The sequence below is a fragment of the Sphingomonas sp. GW821-FHT10F09 genome, from assembly GCF_058809195.1.
In genome coordinates, this window is record NZ_JBXASI010000008.1 from 13,754 (window position 1) to 29,286 (window position 15,533).

Genomic DNA, 15,533 nt, shown 5'->3' on the forward strand with positions numbered 1-15,533 from the left:
CCATGCCCGCATTTTCCCGCTTCCTGCGCTATTTCATGGCGGTCGGCCGGCTCGGGTCGATCCGCAAGGCGGCGGACGAACTCAACGTCTCCGCCTCCGCGATCGATCGCCAGATTCTGAACGTCGAGGCCGATATTGGCGTGGCGCTGTTCGAACGCCTGCCCACCGGATTGCGGCTGACCGCGGCGGGCGAGATCATGATGGCGGCGGGGGCGGGCTGGCAGAAGAACATGGCGTCGGTCCGCGCCCAGATCGAGGATTTGCGTGGGCTGAAGCGCGGCCATGTCGACATCGCGATCATCGACGCGCTCGCCAAGGGCTATATCCCGGAGACGATCCGCACGATCCAGAGCCGCAATCCGGGGATCACGATCGGCATCCGCGTGCTGAACAACGATGCGGTTCGTGTGGCGATCGCCAGTGGCGAGGTGGATTTCGGCATCTTCTTCGGCCCGCAATCCTATCGCGACATCAACGTCCGCGCCTTCGTCGACGTGGTGCTCGGCTTCCTGACCCCCGCCGGCCACCCGTTCGGCCAGCAGAAGGAGGCGCGCTTTTCCGCGTCGGTCGGCTCGGCGCTGATCGTCCCCGCCGAACCGCTGGCGGTGTGCCAGCAGATCGCGGTGCTGGAGGGGGTGACCGGCGCGACGCTCGACCGCACGGTGACGTCGGACAATATCCAGATGATCACGTCGCTGGTGATGCAGGGGGTCGGCATCGGCATCCTGACCTCGCTCGACGTCATCACCGAAGTGAAGCGCGGGCTGCTGTCGTTCACGCGCATCTCCGATTCGGTGCTGCGGCCGATGACGCTGGCCCTGTGCACCGCCTCGTCGCGCACCCCCTCCTATGCCGCGGGAATCGTGCTGCGCGAGATCGAGAACGGCTTCGCGCAGCTCAGCTACCCGGCGTCGATCGAACCGGCGCTCGATCTGGACGCGTGACCGGTGCGCGGCGCCTTAGCGCCCGCACCATCAGCGCCTCCAGCCGTTCGGGGTTGATCGCCCGGACCACCTCCGCCGGCCGTTCGCCCAGCCCCGGCTGATAGCCGGGGCGCCACGACAGCGTGTCGCCATAGCCCGGCCCGAACTGCGTATCGTAATCGACGTACAGCGTCGCGCGGTCGGTGACGATCGTCGGGTCCAGCCAGACCGCGGCCGCGATCTCGTCCCACAAGGGAAATCCCGGCTCCATCCGGTCGATCAGGCGCGCCACGCCCGGCGTCGCGACCGCCGCCAGCCGGGTCAGAAGGCCGCGGCCGAGCTGTGTCGCGGTCGACGGATCGACCGGGACCATCGTGATCCTGCGCCACGGGCTGCGCGACACGATGCTCGCCGCCTCCGGATCGAACCGCGCGTTGAATTCGCGCCGCGGCGAGTTGACGAATTCCCGCGCGAAGTCGCGCGCGGCACGGTCGTCCAGCACCTGCCGCGGGTTAAGGCTGCCGCCCATATAGACCAGTTCCCCGGCCAGCGCGGCGAACTGCGGGTCGAGCCGCTGCGCGAGCGCCAGATTGGTCAGCGGCCCCGCGGCGAGGATCGTCACCTGCCCCGGATAGCGGCGGACCATGCGGATCAGGAAGGCGGCGGCCATCTCCGGCGACGCCTTCGTCGTCGGATTGCCCCAGGGCAGGACAACCGGATCGTCGGGGCCATGATAGTCGGGCGTGCTCTGCTGCGTCGGTTCGACCCAGCGTTTCATCCACGCGCCCTTCCACGTCAGCCTGCCATACAGCGATTCCCACCGGTCGGTCAGCAGTTCGGAATTGAGCAGCGGCCAGGTCGCACCCTGCACCACCGGCACGTCGGTGCGCCCCGCCACCTCCACGCCGCGCAACGCCAGCGCGGTCGCACGGTTGGCCCAGACGTTGCCCGACACGGTGGTGATGCCCAGCACCTCGACATCGGGCGATTCGAGCAGCATCAGGTGCATCAGGGCAAAGCCCTCGTCGTCGATGATGACCTTGCGCCGCGCGTCCTGCGCCTGCGCCGTCCCCGCGACCAGCAGCAGCCACGCGATCAGCAGCCCGACGACACCCCGCATCTCAGTGCGCCGCCGCGGCATCGCGGTCCCATGCGCACTGCCCCATGACATAGGTCTGCCGGATCGCACGATCGTCCCCCAATATCTGCAGCGCGAACAACCTCTCCGCCAGCGTCGCGCCCGTCGTCCGCCGCGCGAGCAACGGCGTCGCCCGGTCGTCCAGCACGACGAAATCCGCCTCCTGCCCCGGCGCCAGCGCCCCCACCCGGTCGGCGATCCGCAACAGCCCCGCGCTGCCCGCGGTCGCCAGATAGAGCGCCCGGAACGGGTCGAGCGGCGCCCCCCGCGCCAGTGCGGCCTGATAGGCGACGCCGGTAGTGTGAAGCATCGAGAAGGACGTCCCCGCCCCCACGTCGGTGCCCAGGCCGATCCGTATCCGGTGCGCGTCGGCCTGCCCGAAGTCGAAAAAGCCCGATCCCAGGAACAGGTTGGAGGTCGGGCAGACCGCCACGCCCGCGTCGCTATCCGCCAGCCGGGCACAGGCGCGGTCGGACAGATGCACGCCGTGCGCGAATACCGATCGCGCACCGACCAGACCGAACCGGTCGTAGGCGTCCAGATAGTCCGCCGCGTCCGGAAAGCGCGCGGCCACCGCGGCGCATTCGCGGACGTTCTCGGCAAGGTGGGTGTGGAGCAGCACGTCAGGATGCGCGGCCAGCACCGCCCCCGCGCCCGCCAGCTGATCGTCGGACGAGGTCAGCGCGAACCTCGGCGTCACCGCATAGCCCAGCCGCCCGCGCCCGCGCCACCGGGCGATCAGCGCCTCCGTCTCCGCCCGCCCCGATGCCGCCGTGTCGGCCAGCCCCGGCGGCCCGCGGTCCATCATCACCTTGCCCGACACGATCCGCATCCGCCGCGCCAGCGCCGCGTCGAACAGCGCGTCGACCGACGTTTCGTGGACGGTCGCGAACACCAGCGCGCTGGTGGTGCCGTGGCGCAGCAGCTCGGCCAGAAACACCGCCGCCACCACATCGGCGTGCGCGCGGTCGGCAAAGGCCTGTTCGGCCGGAAAGATGTGGCGGTCGAGCCAGTCGAGCAACTGCTCGCCGTGCGAGGCGATCCGGTCCATCTGCGGATAATGGACGTGCGCGTCGACGAAGCCGGGGACGATCAACCCGTCCAGCCGCTCGACCGGCACACCGCCCAGCCGGTTGGCCATGGCTGCGAACGGCCCGCGTGCGACGACGATGCCGTCCTCGACGATCAGCACCCCGTCCGCCTCGTACCGGACGGCGTCGGCATCGTCGCGCGGGTCGTGCCCGACCGACAGGATCTCGCCGCGATAGGCCCCGATCGTCATGCGCGGTCCAGTTGCAGTAATTGCGCCAGCGTCGCCACCGCGATCACATCGGGTTCCTTGCCGCCGATCCCGGCGATTCCGATCGGACAGGTCAGCCGGTCGCCCCCATCCACCCCGTCGCGCCCCAGCCGTGCGGCGAAGCGCGCGCGCTTGGTCGCCGATCCGATCAGCCCGACGAACGCCAGCGGCGCGCCTGCCTGCACCCGCGCCAGCGCCGCGCGCGTCAGCCGGTAATCCAGCGCATGGTCGTGCGTCAGGATCACGATCGCCGCATCGTCCGGCGCCTCGGCGACGCACTGCCCGATCGCATCCTCGGGGACGATCGCGACGCCCGGGACCGTCTCGAACACCGGACGCGTATCGAACCACGCCAGCCGGAACGGCAGTGGCGCGGCATGGCGGGCGATCGCCTGTCCGACATGCCCGGCTCCGAACAGATAGAGCGGGCGGCGATACCAGCCGATGATCTCCGTGAAACTGCTTCCCGCACGCGGCCGGTCGCCCCGCGCCGGCACGGCGATCGCCGCCGCATCGCGCGCGACATGGCGCTGTACCCCGTCGGCCGACAGCGTCGTCACCAGGAACCGCCCCTCCGTCGCGTCGCCGGTCCAGCCCAGCCCGGCCGGATCGACGTGATCGACCAGCAACCGCACCCGCCCGCCACAGCATTGCCCAAGCAGCGGCCCCAGCGGATAATCCTGCACCCGCCACGCGCCCGCCGGTTCGGACAGGATCGCGCGCGCCTGCTCGACCGCGCGATATTCCAGCTGTCCGCCGCCGATCGTACCGTACAGCGCGTCGGCGATAACGATCATCCGCGTCCCCGCGCCGCGCGGAGCCGACCCTTCCGTCGCCAGCACGCTGACCATCGCCGCCGGTCCCGCCGCGGCCGCGTCCCGCAGCCAGTGCGCCCATTCGATCATGCGCGATGCCCGGCGATGGCGCGCAGGATCGCCTCGGGCGTCGCGGGCGCGTCCAGCGGCGGCATCGCGCGGACGTCGGGCGCGGTCGCGGCGACCGCCCCGGTCAGCGCGGAAAAGACCGCGATCGCCAGCATGAACGGCGGTTCGCCCACCGCCTTCGACCGGTTGATCGTCGGTTCGGCATTCTCGTCGTCCCACAAGGAGATGTGCAGCCGCGCCGGGCGATCAGACGCGGTCGGGATCTTGTAGGTTGCGGGCGAATGGGTCAGCAGCCGGCCGTGGTCGTCGAACACCAGCTCCTCGGTGGTCAGCCAGCCCTGCCCCTGCATGAACCCGCCCTCAATTTGGCCGATATCGATCGCCGGGTTCAGCGACCGGCCGACGTCGTGCAGGATATCGACCGCCAGCACGCGATGCTCGCCGGTCAGCGTATCGATCACCACCTCCGCCACCGCCGCGCCATAGGCGAAATAATAGAAGGGCCGGCCACGATGCGCCGCCCGGTCGTAGGCGATGCCCGGCGTCGCATAATAGCCCGTCGCCGAAAGCGAGATGCGGCCGATATGCGCGCGCCGGCACAGGTTGCCGAACGCCAGCCTTTCCTCTCCCGCGACCACGCCGGCGGAGGAAAAGCGCACCGCTGCCGCCTCGCATCCGGTGCTGCGCGCCAGGAAATCGACCAGCCGGTCGCGGATCGTCATCGCCGCGTTATAGGCCGCCATGCCGTTGAGGTCGGCACCCGACGACGCCGCGGTGGCCGAGGTGTTGGGCACCTTGTCGGTCCGGGTGGCGGTGATCCGCACCTGCGTCACCGGCACCGCGAACACGTCGGCGACGATCTGCGCGACCTTGATGTACAGGCCCTGCCCCATCTCGGTGCCGCCGTGATTGATCTGGATGCTGCCGTCCGCATAGACGTGGACCAGCGCGCCCGCCTGGTTCAGATGCGTGGTGGTGAAGCTGATCCCGAACTTCACCGGGGTCAGCGCGATCCCCTTCTTCAGCACATGGTGCCGCGCATTGAACGCCGTGACGGCCGCATGCCGTTCGTCGTAGCGCGCCGCGTCGCGCAGCCGCGCGATCAGCGCCGGTGCGATATTGTCGGCGACGGTCATGCCATAGGGGGTCGTGTCGCGGCCCGGCCCGTACAGATTGGCGACCCGCACCGCCAGCGGATCGCACCCCAGATGCTGCGCGACGTGATCGATCACCCGCTCAATCGCCAGCATCCCCTGCGGCCCGCCGAAGCCGCGAAACGCGGTCGCGGACACGGTGTTGGTCTTCAGCCGTTCCGACACGATCGCGACATCGGGCAGCCAGTAGCAATTGTCGGCATGGAACATCGCCCGGTCGTTGATCGCCGGCGACAGATCGACCGTCGCCCCGCAGCGCGACGCCAGCCCCAGCCGCAGCGCCAGCAGCCGCCCGGCCTCGTCGAACCCGACGTCGTAATCGACGAGGAAGTCGTGACGCTTGCCGGTCATCGCCATGTCGTCGTCGCGGTCGCAGCGGAACTTGGCGGGACGGCCGGTACGATCGGCGACCAGCGCGGCGGCGGCGGCGAACAGCGCCGCCTGCGTCTCTTTGCCCCCGAACGCGCCGCCCATCCGCCGGACCTCGACCGTCACGTCGGCCGAACGGCGGCCGAGCATATGCGCGACCAGATGCTGGACTTCGCTGGGATGCTGCGTCGAACTCAGCAGATGGATCTGCCCGTCCTCGCCCGGCGTGGCGATCGCGATCTGTCCCTCGAGATAGAAATGATCCTGCCCGCCCATCGCGAACCCGCCCGACAGGCGATGCGGCGCCGCCGCCAGCGCCGCGGCGGCATCGCCGCGCGCCATCCGCTGCGTCGGCTCGATCAGCGATCCCGCCGCGCGCGCCGCCGGGATCGTGACGATAGCCGGGCGTGGCGCATAGTCGATCCGCGCCAGCCGCGCCGCCAGCCGCGCCGCGCGCTGGCTGGTGGCGGCGACCAAGAACACCGCCTGCCCAATGCTCGTGACCTCGCCGTCCGCGAGCAGCCGGTCGTCATGTGCAACCGGGCTGACGTCGTTGGCGCCCGGGATGTCGGCCGCGGTGAAGACCGCGACCACCCCCGGCGAGGCCCTCACCGCGGTCAGGTCGATCGCGACGATCGCGGCGCTGGCCCGTTTGCTCTGCCCGAACGCCAGATGCAGCATCCCCGCCGGCTCCGGCTCATCGTCGGCATAGCGCGCGGTGCCGGCGACGTGCAGCGCGGCGCTGTCGTGCGGGTGCGACGGCCGGGCGAGCACCGGCGTCAGGGCATCGCGATCAGCCATCGATCGCCTCCAGCACCGACACCGCCTCGCCCTGCCGGCGATGCCACAGCCGCCACAGCAGATTGCCCGCCGCCTCAATGCGATAGGCCGCGCTGCCGCGCACGTCGGTCAACGGGGCGAAATCCGTCCGCAGCGCCTCAATCGCCCGCGCGATCGTGTCGCGGTCGAACCGCGCGCCGGCCAGCACCGCCTCGCACCCCGTCGCCCGCCGCGGCGTCGCCGCCATCCCGCCGAACGCGACCCGCGCATCGGCGATCCGATCGTCCGCCATCGTCAGCCGGAACGCGCCGCACACCGCGGAGATGTCGCTGTCGAACCGCCGCGACAGCTTGGCGATATGGACGATGGCGTCGGGTTCCGGTCGGGGCAGGTGCAGCGCCTCGACGAACTCGCCCGCCCGCCGGTCCTGCCGCCCGTAATCGAGGAAATAGTCCTCCAGCGGCATCGTCCGCCGCCCCTCGGCGCTGCGCAGCGTCAGCGTCGCGCCCAATGCGATGAAGGCGGGCGGCCCGTCGCCGATCGGCGATCCGTTGGCGATATTGCCGCCGACTGTGCCGGCGTTGCGCACCTGCAGCCCGCCCAGCCGCCGCACCAGCTCGCCCAGATCGGGGTGCAGCCTCGCGAACGCCGCATGCGCCTCGGCATAGCGGACCGCGGCGCCGAGGGTCAGTCCCTCCGCCGTTTCCTCGATCCCCCGCAATTCGGCGATGTCCCCGACGAACACGACCGGTGCGATCGTACGCAGCCCCTTGGTTACCCACAGCCCGACATCGGTCGCGCCTGCGACGATCCGCGCCTCGGGATGCTTTGTCAGCACCCTCGCCAGCGCGTCGGCGGTGCGCGGCGCAAACCATCGCCCGGCCGCATCGCCGTCGCCGGGCGCCAGATCGCGCAGCATCGCGAGCAGCGGGGCGTCGTCGCGCGCCAGCTCGCCCGCCTGTTCCGCCGCCGACAGGATCGGGCCATAGCCGGTGCACCGGCACAGATTACCCGCGATCACGTCCGCGACCGGCAAGGCGTGGCCCGCCGCCCCGATCGCCCGGCCGTACAGCGACATGACGAAACCGGGGGTGCAGAATCCGCATTGCGAGCTGCCGTTGGCGGCCATGCATGCCTGCAACGGGTTGAGCGCGCGCCCGTCGGACAGGCTCTCCACCGTCAGCAACGCCTTGCCGTTGAGCATCGGCAGGAACAGGATGCACGCATTGACCGCGCGCCACCGCATCGCGTCCCGCGCCGGCGTCAGTTCGCCGACCAGCACGGTACACGCACCGCAGTCGCCCTCGGCACAGCCCTCCTTGGTGCCGGTGCGGCGCATCCGGTAGCGGAGGTGGTCGAGCAGCGTGTCGGCCGGTTCGACGTCGGGCAGGTTGACGATCTCGCCGTCGAGGATGAAGCGCACCGCCATCTCAGCTGCCCCGGTAGGTGGAATAGCCAAACGGCGCGACGAGCAGCGGCACGTGATAATGCCCGCCGCCCGCGGCGACGCCGAAGTCGATCGCGACCCGGTCGATGAACGGCGGATCGGGCAGCGCCACGCCAGCCCCCCGGAAATAGGCCGCGACCGCTAACGTCAGCCGGTATCCGCCCGGCGCGATCCCCGGCATGCCCGGACAGCGACCGTCGTCATCGGTCGCCCCCGCCCAGATCTCATCGCCCGCCGCGGTCGACAGCGTCACCGCGACCCCCGCCGCCGGCCGGCCGTGCGCGGTGTCGAGGACGTGGGTGGAAAGGGTCACGATCATGCCGCCGCCTCCTGCCGTCGCGGCCATTCGCCGACGAATTCATGCTCGTCATAGTCGATCAGCGCCGCGACCAGCGCTTCGCGATCGTCAAGGAACAGCTGGTCGGTCACGCCCTTCACCAGCCGCGGCAAAGCGGTGCGCAACCCCGACAGCGCCGCCGCCGACAGCCCCAGGCTGACCAGCGCGGAATAGTTGAACGCGAACAACCCGTGCAGCATCGCCGCGTCGGCGGCGTCGCGCGGCAACAGGTCGAACCCGTCGCCCAGATAGGGGTGTGCGTCGATCAGCGGATGCGCCGCCCCGGCCGACGCGAACCGGTCGCGCCAGCGCGCGATCCGCCCGGCAACCAGCCGCAATTCGGGGCGCAGCGCCGGGTCGCTGACCAGCCCCGTCGACAGCACGAGAAAGTCGAAATCGTGCGTCCCCGCCGGCGTCGTCACCCGCGCCCCCGCGCCCGCCGTTGCGACCGACAGCCATGGCGCGCCCAGATGCAGCATGAAGCCCGGCCGCGCCGCCGCCCGTTCGAACGTGTCGTTGGTCGGCGGCTGGTTGTGCCCGAGGAACGACGTCATCACCGCATATTTGGCGGCATCGTCCAGCGCCGGATAGCGGCCGGTGAAGCCGACCCGCTCCATCAGCCGGATCGGGTTGATCCGCGGCAGCATGGTGCGCCGGATGAAGACGTGCGCCTCCGCTACCCCCAGCGCCAGCGCGGCATTGGCGTTGTCGAACGCCGACGCGCCCCCGCCGAGGATCGCGACGCGTTTGCCTGCCAGCGCAGCATAGTCGATCGGCGCGCTGGTATGCGCGTACAGATGCGGCGGCAGCGCGTCGGCGACGAGCGGCGGCACATGCCAGGCGCCACCGCCCTGGATGCCGGTCGCCAGCACCACCTTGCGCGCCAGCAGCGACGGCTGGCCATCGATATGCAGCCGGTGGAGCCCATCGCCCAGCGGCTCGACCAGCGTCAGCCGCGCCTCGTTGCGGACCGGCAGCGCCAGCACCCGGCGATACCAGCGCAGATACGCCATCCAGTCGCCGCGCGCGATCTTGCAGACCGCCGCCCAGCCCGCCGCGCCATACTGCGCCTCCCACCACGCGCGATAGCTGAGCGCCGGGATGCCGAAATCGATCGGGTTCAGCTCCTTGGGGGTGCGCAGCGTCAGCATCCGCGCATAGGTTTCCCACGGCCCCTCATAGCCCGCCGGATTGTCGTCGATGACGAGGATGTTGGACACGCGTTCGCGCAACAGGCCGAACGCCGCCGCCAGCCCACTCTGCCCGCCGCCGACGATCACCACGTCGTGGACATGGCCGTCGGCATGCCGGCGCGGCGTCGTCCAGTCGGCGCCGCCATGGCTGATCAGCGCCAGCTGCCGCGCCAGCTCCGCCTCCAGCGCGGGCAGGCCGATCGACTTCGTCCCGCTCATCGCATGTCCTCCAGCCGCAGCCGCACGATCTCGCCAATCTGGCGGATCGCCGTCGCGATCTCGGTCGCGCGGTCGTTGTCGAGCCGCGCCTGCATCGCGGCAAGGATACCCGCTTTGTCGGTCAGGCGGACGCAGATGATGAACGGAAAGCCGAACCGCGCGGCATAAGCGGCGTTGAGCGCGTGGAACCGCTCGTATTCGGCCGGCGTCAGCCGATCCAGCCCCGCCGACGCCTGCTCCCCCGCCGACGCTTCGGTCAGCGTGCGATCGATCGCCGCCTTGCCCGCCAGTTCGGGATGCGCGCGGATCAGCGCCAGCTGCTCCTCCGGCGTTGCCGCATGAACCTGCGCCATCAGCCCGGCATGCAGGTCGGCGAAGGGCGCCTGCGCGGCGGCGCGCTCCACCACCCAAAGCGAATGGTCGAACAATGCGCCGTAGTGCGCGACGAAGGCGGCGGCGCTCATGACCTGCTCCCTTCCAGGCTGACGTGCGCCGACACGACCTTCCACCCGTCGGCGAAGCGCACCCAGCCTTGCGTCTGGCGGCCGCGGCGGTCGGTGCCGTCGCGAAAGAATTCGGCATCGGCGGTGGCGAAGGCGTCGCCGTAGACGGTGATCGCCACCCGCCCCAGCTGCCGCTGCGGCGATCCGCCGCGCCCGCGCCGGAAATCGCGGATCGCTTCGATGCCGTACAGCACCTCGCCCACGCCGTAGCGGTTGGTAGTCGGCGCGTCGTGGAACAGCGCGTCCATCGCGGCGATATCGTCCGCCATTAGCGCGCGCTCATAGGCCTGGAAGGCGGCGGTCACCTCGGCGAGACGCGCAGGATCGTCGATCGTCATGCCGGGTGCCGCTCCATCCAATGGCGCGCGATGTCGATCCGCCGGGCCACCCAGGCATCGCCGCTCGCGACGACATGGTCGACGAACCGCGCCAGCGCCAGCGCCCGCGCCGGCCGCCCGGCGATGCGCGCATGCAGCCCGACCGACATCATCCGCCCGCCCTCGGCGCGCAGCATCTCGAACGTGTCGCGCAGGTAGCGGAAGAACGCCTCCCCCTCGGTAAAGCCGTTCAGCGCCACGAACTTCATGTCGTTGGCGTCGAGCGTATAGGGCACGACCAGCTGCGCCCGCCCGTGCCGCCGGTCCCAATAGGGCAGGTCGTCGGCATAGCTGTCGGCGTCGTAGACGAAGCCGCCCTCCTCCGCGACCAGCCGCGCGGTGTTGGGTGAGGTGCGACCCTGATACCAGCCGAGCGGGCGCTCCCCCGTCACTTCTGCATGCAGCGCGATCGCCGCGGCGATATGGTCGCGCTCCACCGCCTCGGGCACGCGCTGGTAATCGATCCAGCGCAGGCCGTGACTCGCGATCTCCCACCCCGCCGCCCGCATCGCCGCGACCGCGTCCGGGTTGGTCGCCAGCGCGGCGGCGACCCCGAACACCGTCACCGACAGCCCGCGCGCCGCGAACAGCCGGTGGAGCCGCCAGAAGCCGGCGCGGCTGCCATATTCGTACAGGCTTTCCATCGCCATCGCCCGGTCGGGATGGCTCTGCGCACCGACCATATCGGACAGGAACGCCTCCGACCCTGCATCGCCATGGAGGACGTTGTTCTCCGCCCCTTCCTCGTAATTGACGACGAACTGCACCGCAACGCGCGCGCCGCCGGGCCACGCCGCCTCGGGCGGGGTCGCGCCATAACCGGTGAGGTCGCGGGCGGCGGCACTCATGCTTCCCACGCCGCCATCGCCGCCGCTACCGCCTCGCCCGCGGGCAAGGCGAACCCCTCCTGCCGCAGGCACGCCTCCAGCGCACCCAGCGTGATGAGCACCTTGTGCTTCATCGCATTGTATCCCATCGCCCCGATCCGCCAGATCCGCCCCTGCAACGGGCCGAAGGCGGTGCCGATCTCGATCTCGAACTGGTCGCGCATCGCGCTGCGCACCCGCTCTCCGTCGACGCCTTCCGGAATGTGGACGCCGGTGACGTTCGTCATCCGGTGCGCGTCGTCGCCGAACACCGTCAGCCCCATCGCGCGCAGCCCCGCGGTCACCGCGCGCCCGGCGGCGGCATGGCGCGCGAAGCGAGCGGGCAGCCCCTCGCCCAGCGCGACGCGTGCGCATTCGCGGGCCGCGTACAGCATCGACGTCGCCTCGGTATGGTGGTTCAGGCGCTTTTCCGACCAATAATCCATGATCATCGCCAGATCGAAATAGTTGGACCCGATCCGCACCCCCGCCCCGTCGCGGATGTCGTCGCGCCGGATGCCGCGCTCGACGTGGCGGCGCGCGGCGATATGCGCGGCGGCGGCATCGGACAGCGTCACCGGCGCCGACCCCGATGGCCCGCCGAGGCATTTCTGCAAGCCGCCGGTGACGATATCGACGTCCCACCGATCCGCGGCGATCTCCATGCCGCCCAGCGTCGCGGTGGCATCGACATAGCTCAGCGCCCCCGCCGCCCGGCACAGCGCGCCCAGCCCGTCGAGCGGCTGCGCCATCGTCGTCGACGTATCGCCATGGACGGTCGCGACCACCTTCGGCCCGGTCCGCGCGATCGCGGCGGCGACAGCGTCCATCGGCACCACCTGTCCCCAGTCCGCCTCGACCGTGTCGACCACCGCGCCGATCCGCGCGAGAATCTCGGTCAACAGCAGTCCGAACCGACCGAAGTTGAGCACCAGCACCCGGTCGCCCGGCGCGACCAACGATACCAGGGCCGCCTCGATCGCCGCGCGCGCGGTGCCGTCGATCAGCATCGTCCAACGGTTGGCGGTGCCGAAGACCGGGCGGTACAGCGCCATTACCTGGTTCATGTAACCGGTCATCTCCGGGTCGAACTGGCCCAGCAGGTCGGCCGACATCGCGCGCAGCACGCGCGGATGAGCGTTGACCGGCCCCGGCCCCATCAGCAGCCGCTGCGGCGGATCGATCTCCCCGAACAGATCGGGCGTCATGCGCGGTCCCCCAGGCGGTCGATGAAGCCGATCAGGACCCGCAGCGCGACCTCGACATCGGCGGGGTCGACCTGTTCGGCCGGATGGTGGCTGATCCCGTCGCGGCACCGGACGAACAGCATCGCGGTCGGGCACAGCGCGGCGAGGATCATCGCGTCATGCCCCGCGCCAGACACCAGCCTGTACACCGGCTGCCCCGCGGCGACGGTGGCCGCGTCGAGCAGGTCCATCAATGCGGGCGCACACGGACTGGCCGGCAGGTCGTGGATATGCTCGATCGCGATTGCCAGCCCACGGTCGGCGGCGATCCCCGTGATCGCGTCCAGCATCGCCGCCGCCGCCCGATCGCGCCGCGCCGCATCGCCCGACCGTACGTCGATGGTGAACGACACCGCCCCCGCGATGACGTTCGCCGCTCCCGGCGCCGCCGCGATCGTGCCGACCGTCGCGACCAGATCGGAGGCGTCGTCGCGCGCGATCCTCTCCACTGCCAGCACCATCGCCGCCGCACCGGCCAGCGCATCGCGGCGCAGTGGCATCGCGGTCGTGCCGGCATGGCCAGCCATGCCCGTCACCCGCACTGCGTAGCGGCCTTGCGCCGCGATGCCGGTGACGGTCCCGACCGCCAACCCCGCCGCCTCCAGCGCCGGCCCCTGTTCGATATGCGCCTCCAGATAGGCCAGCGTCGTCCCCGGCGCGCGCGCCGCCTCGCAATAGCGGCCGACCTCGAGCCCCGCCGCCGCCAGCGCATCGGCCAGCGTCACCCCGTCGCGATCCGCGACCGCGAGCGCTTCGGGGGACAGCGTGCCCGCCACCGCGCGGCTGGTCAGCATCGCCGCTGGAAAGCGCGAACCCTCCTCGTCGCCGAAGGCGATCACCTCGATCGCGAACGGCATCCGCCGCCCCGCCGCCGCCAGCGCCGCGACGCATTCGATGCCCAGCATGATGCCCAGCGGTCCGTCGTAGCGCCCGGCCCCGCGCACGCTGTCGATATGGCTGCCGATCAGCAGCGCCGGCGCGTCGGGGGTCGTCCCCTCGTAGCGTCCGATCAGATTGGCGGCGGCGTCGACCGTAACGCGCATCCCCGCCACCGTCATCCACGTCGCCACCTGCGCGCGCGCCGCCCGGTGCGCCGGCGTCAGATAGCCGCGGTACAGCCCGTCGTCCGTGTCGCTGTACGGCGCGACGCCCAGCGCGTCGCACCGCGCCACCGCGCGTGCGCCGCCTGCACCGATGAGGGCCGGGTCGCTCACCATGCCACCACTCGACCGTCGCTACGCGGGTCGGTCGCCCCCTCCAGCCGGCCGTCGGCGTGGCGGACGATCGCGCCGGCATGGCCCATCATCTGGCTGTGCGCCGCGACCCGCTCGACCTGATGCCCCGCCGCCGCGAGTTCGGCGTAGAGCGCGGGCGCAAACCCCTCCTCGATTTTCAACGTCGTACTGTCCGCGCCCCAGGTCCGGCCGAGCAGCCAGCGCGGCGCGCTGATCGCCGCCTGCAGGTCGATGCCGTAGCGCGCATAGCGAGTGAACAGCGCCGCCTGCGTCTGCGGCTGCCCCTCGCCACCCATCGTGCCATAGGCCATCGTCCGCCCATCGTCGAAGCGCGCCAGCGCCGGGTTGAGCGTGTGGAACGGCTTGCGGCCGGGCTTGAGCACGTTCCACCCGTCCGCCACCAGCCGGAACGAGCTGCCGCGATTCTGCCAGGTGATGCCGGTCTGCGGCAGGACGATGCCCGATCCGAACTCGAAATAGGTCGACTGGATCACGCTCGCGACCCGCCCGTCGCGATCGGCGGCGGCGAACCAGCAGGTATCGCCCGGCATCGACGGCTGCGGCCACGACAGCGCCCGCGCCGGGTCGATGCCCGCCGCCAGCCGCTCCAGCGCGGCCCCGTCGTGCAGCAGCGCCTGCAGGTCGACGTCATGCCAGTCGGGATCGCCGACATGCCGGTCGCGCAACAGGAACGCGAGTTTGGTTGCTTCGATTAGCGTATGGAGATGTACAAAGCCGTCGGCATGCGGCGCCTGCAACCGGTCGAACAGGGCGAGAATCATCAGCGAGGCGAACCCCTGCGTCGGCGGGGCGGTGTTGAACAGGTCGATACCGGCGATCCGCGCGCGCAGCGGCGCCGGCCGCGTCGCGCGATGCGCGGCCAGATCGGCGGCCGTCACCGGACTGCCCGTGGCGGCAAGGTCCTCCGCGACCAGCGCGGCCAGCCGCCCGTCATAGAAACCCGCGACGCCGTCCGCCGCGATCGCCCGCAACGTCGCCGCCAGCGCCGGCTGGCGCAGCGTCTCGCCCGCCCGCATCGGCCGGCCGTCGGGTTCGAAGATCGCCGCCCATGCCCCCGGTTGCCCGCGCAGTTCGTCGCCCTTCGCCGCCGCGATCGCCGCGCCGCCGGCAGTGATCGCCACCCCCGCCTCGGCATGGCCGATCGCATCGCGCAGCAGCCGCGCCAGCGGCAGCCGCCCGCCGTCGTCGGCGAGCGCCGCGGCCCAGGCCGACAGCGTGCCCGCCACCGTGTTCGCCGCCAGCGGCCCCCGCGTCGGCACCGCGGCATGACCGTCGTACAGCGCCAGGTCGGCACGCGCCGCCGCGCCCCCGCAGCCGTGGATCGCACGCACCGGGCCATCGGGCTCCGCCACCAGCCAGAAGCCGTCGCCGCCGATCCCGGTCATGTGCGGATAGACCACCGCCAGCGTCGCCGCGACCGCCACCGCCGCCTCCACCGCGGTGCCGCCGTCTTTCAGCACCGCGCACCCGGCCTCCGCCGCGAGGTGATGCGGCGCGGTGACCATGCCCGACGTGCCGGTGACCGTGGACGGCATCGCCC

General features: G+C 71.3%; 14 protein-coding genes. 1 reads left to right on the forward strand and 13 read right to left on the reverse strand.

From position 1 onward, the window contains the following. Positions 1-2: 2 nt before the first annotated feature. Positions 3-944: a LysR family transcriptional regulator gene (locus AC1RTO_RS18015; protein ID WP_493162187.1), complete on the forward strand. Its 942-nt coding sequence runs from the start codon at positions 3-5 to the stop codon at positions 942-944. Here the strand turns inward: AC1RTO_RS18015 and AC1RTO_RS18020 are convergent. The 13 genes from AC1RTO_RS18020 to AC1RTO_RS18080 are packed head-to-tail and all read right to left on the reverse strand — an operon-like array spanning position 898 to position 15,528. Then, positions 898-2,043, reverse strand: coding sequence for a nucleoside hydrolase (locus AC1RTO_RS18020; protein ID WP_493162188.1), 1,146 nt, complete (start codon positions 2,041-2,043; stop codon positions 898-900). The genes AC1RTO_RS18015 and AC1RTO_RS18020 overlap by 47 nt on opposite strands. Before the next feature lies 1 nt (position 2,044). Further along, a complete protein-coding gene (guaD, locus tag AC1RTO_RS18025) occupies positions 2,045-3,343 on the reverse strand; it encodes a guanine deaminase (protein WP_493162189.1) in 1,299 nt (432 codons plus the stop codon). Then, positions 3,340-4,266 (reverse strand): xanthine dehydrogenase accessory protein XdhC, encoded by a 927-nt coding sequence (gene xdhC, locus AC1RTO_RS18030; protein WP_493162190.1) that lies wholly within the window; start codon positions 4,264-4,266, stop codon positions 3,340-3,342. Before xdhC ends, guaD begins: the two co-directional genes overlap by 4 nt. Then, on the reverse strand, positions 4,263-6,569 hold the full coding sequence (gene xdhB, locus AC1RTO_RS18035; protein WP_493162191.1) for a xanthine dehydrogenase molybdopterin binding subunit: 2,307 nt from the start codon (positions 6,567-6,569) through the stop codon (positions 4,263-4,265). Before xdhB ends, xdhC begins: the two co-directional genes overlap by 4 nt. After that, positions 6,562-7,977, reverse strand: a complete 1,416-nt coding sequence (gene xdhA, locus AC1RTO_RS18040) for a xanthine dehydrogenase small subunit (protein ID WP_493162193.1) — start codon at positions 7,975-7,977, stop codon at positions 6,562-6,564. Before xdhA ends, xdhB begins: the two co-directional genes overlap by 8 nt. A 1-nt stretch (position 7,978) precedes the next feature. Further along, the gene (gene uraH / locus AC1RTO_RS18045; RefSeq protein ID WP_493162195.1) at positions 7,979-8,314 is read right to left on the reverse strand and encodes a hydroxyisourate hydrolase; all 336 of its coding nucleotides are present in this window, start codon (positions 8,312-8,314) and stop codon (positions 7,979-7,981) included. Continuing rightward, positions 8,311-9,744, reverse strand: coding sequence for an FAD/NAD(P)-binding protein (locus AC1RTO_RS18050; RefSeq protein WP_493162196.1), 1,434 nt, complete (start codon positions 9,742-9,744; stop codon positions 8,311-8,313). The genes uraH and AC1RTO_RS18050 overlap by 4 nt, the downstream gene beginning before the upstream one ends. After that, positions 9,741-10,208, reverse strand: coding sequence for a 2-oxo-4-hydroxy-4-carboxy-5-ureidoimidazoline decarboxylase (uraD, locus tag AC1RTO_RS18055; RefSeq protein WP_493162197.1), 468 nt, complete (start codon positions 10,206-10,208; stop codon positions 9,741-9,743). Before uraD ends, AC1RTO_RS18050 begins: the two co-directional genes overlap by 4 nt. Continuing rightward, positions 10,205-10,585 carry an oxalurate catabolism protein HpxZ gene (gene hpxZ, locus AC1RTO_RS18060; protein WP_493162198.1) on the reverse strand — a complete coding sequence of 127 codons (381 nt, stop codon included), beginning with the start codon at positions 10,583-10,585 and terminating at the stop codon, positions 10,205-10,207. The genes uraD and hpxZ overlap by 4 nt, the downstream gene beginning before the upstream one ends. Further along, positions 10,582-11,472, reverse strand: a complete 891-nt coding sequence (gene puuE / locus AC1RTO_RS18065) for an allantoinase PuuE (protein WP_493162199.1) — start codon at positions 11,470-11,472, stop codon at positions 10,582-10,584. The genes hpxZ and puuE overlap by 4 nt, the downstream gene beginning before the upstream one ends. Beyond that, a complete protein-coding gene (locus AC1RTO_RS18070; RefSeq protein ID WP_493162200.1) occupies positions 11,469-12,698 on the reverse strand; it encodes a pyridoxal-phosphate-dependent aminotransferase family protein in 1,230 nt (409 codons plus the stop codon). Before AC1RTO_RS18070 ends, puuE begins: the two co-directional genes overlap by 4 nt. Continuing rightward, entirely contained in the window at positions 12,695-13,954 is a 1,260-nt protein-coding gene (locus AC1RTO_RS18075) for an allantoate amidohydrolase (protein ID WP_493162201.1), read from the reverse strand. The genes AC1RTO_RS18070 and AC1RTO_RS18075 overlap by 4 nt, the downstream gene beginning before the upstream one ends. Beyond that, positions 13,948-15,528 carry a gamma-glutamyltransferase family protein gene (locus tag AC1RTO_RS18080; protein ID WP_493162202.1) on the reverse strand — a complete coding sequence of 527 codons (1,581 nt, stop codon included), beginning with the start codon at positions 15,526-15,528 and terminating at the stop codon, positions 13,948-13,950. Before AC1RTO_RS18080 ends, AC1RTO_RS18075 begins: the two co-directional genes overlap by 7 nt. Positions 15,529-15,533: the final 5 nt, after the last annotated feature.

Coding starts and splice junctions, on each gene's coding strand:
- AC1RTO_RS18015 (WP_493162187.1), top strand. CDS start 3: ATGCCCGCATTTTCCCGCTTCCTGCGCTATTTCATGGCGGTCGGCCGG.
- AC1RTO_RS18020 (WP_493162188.1), bottom strand. CDS start 2,043: ATGCGGGGTGTCGTCGGGCTGCTGATCGCGTGGCTGCTGCTGGTCGCG.
- guaD (WP_493162189.1), bottom strand. CDS start 3,343: ATGACGATCGGGGCCTATCGCGGCGAGATCCTGTCGGTCGGGCACGAC.
- xdhC (WP_493162190.1), bottom strand. CDS start 4,266: ATGATCGAATGGGCGCACTGGCTGCGGGACGCGGCCGCGGCGGGACCG.
- xdhB (WP_493162191.1), bottom strand. CDS start 6,569: ATGGCTGATCGCGATGCCCTGACGCCGGTGCTCGCCCGGCCGTCGCAC.
- xdhA (WP_493162193.1), bottom strand. CDS start 7,977: ATGGCGGTGCGCTTCATCCTCGACGGCGAGATCGTCAACCTGCCCGAC.
- uraH (WP_493162195.1), bottom strand. CDS start 8,314: ATGATCGTGACCCTTTCCACCCACGTCCTCGACACCGCGCACGGCCGG.
- AC1RTO_RS18050 (WP_493162196.1), bottom strand. CDS start 9,744: ATGAGCGGGACGAAGTCGATCGGCCTGCCCGCGCTGGAGGCGGAGCTG.
- uraD (WP_493162197.1), bottom strand. CDS start 10,208: ATGAGCGCCGCCGCCTTCGTCGCGCACTACGGCGCATTGTTCGACCAT.
- hpxZ (WP_493162198.1), bottom strand. CDS start 10,585: ATGACGATCGACGATCCTGCGCGTCTCGCCGAGGTGACCGCCGCCTTC.
- puuE (WP_493162199.1), bottom strand. CDS start 11,472: ATGAGTGCCGCCGCCCGCGACCTCACCGGTTATGGCGCGACCCCGCCC.
- AC1RTO_RS18070 (WP_493162200.1), bottom strand. CDS start 12,698: ATGACGCCCGATCTGTTCGGGGAGATCGATCCGCCGCAGCGGCTGCTG.
- AC1RTO_RS18075 (WP_493162201.1), bottom strand. CDS start 13,954: ATGGTGAGCGACCCGGCCCTCATCGGTGCAGGCGGCGCACGCGCGGTG.
- AC1RTO_RS18080 (WP_493162202.1), bottom strand. CDS start 15,528: ATGCCGTCCACGGTCACCGGCACGTCGGGCATGGTCACCGCGCCGCAT.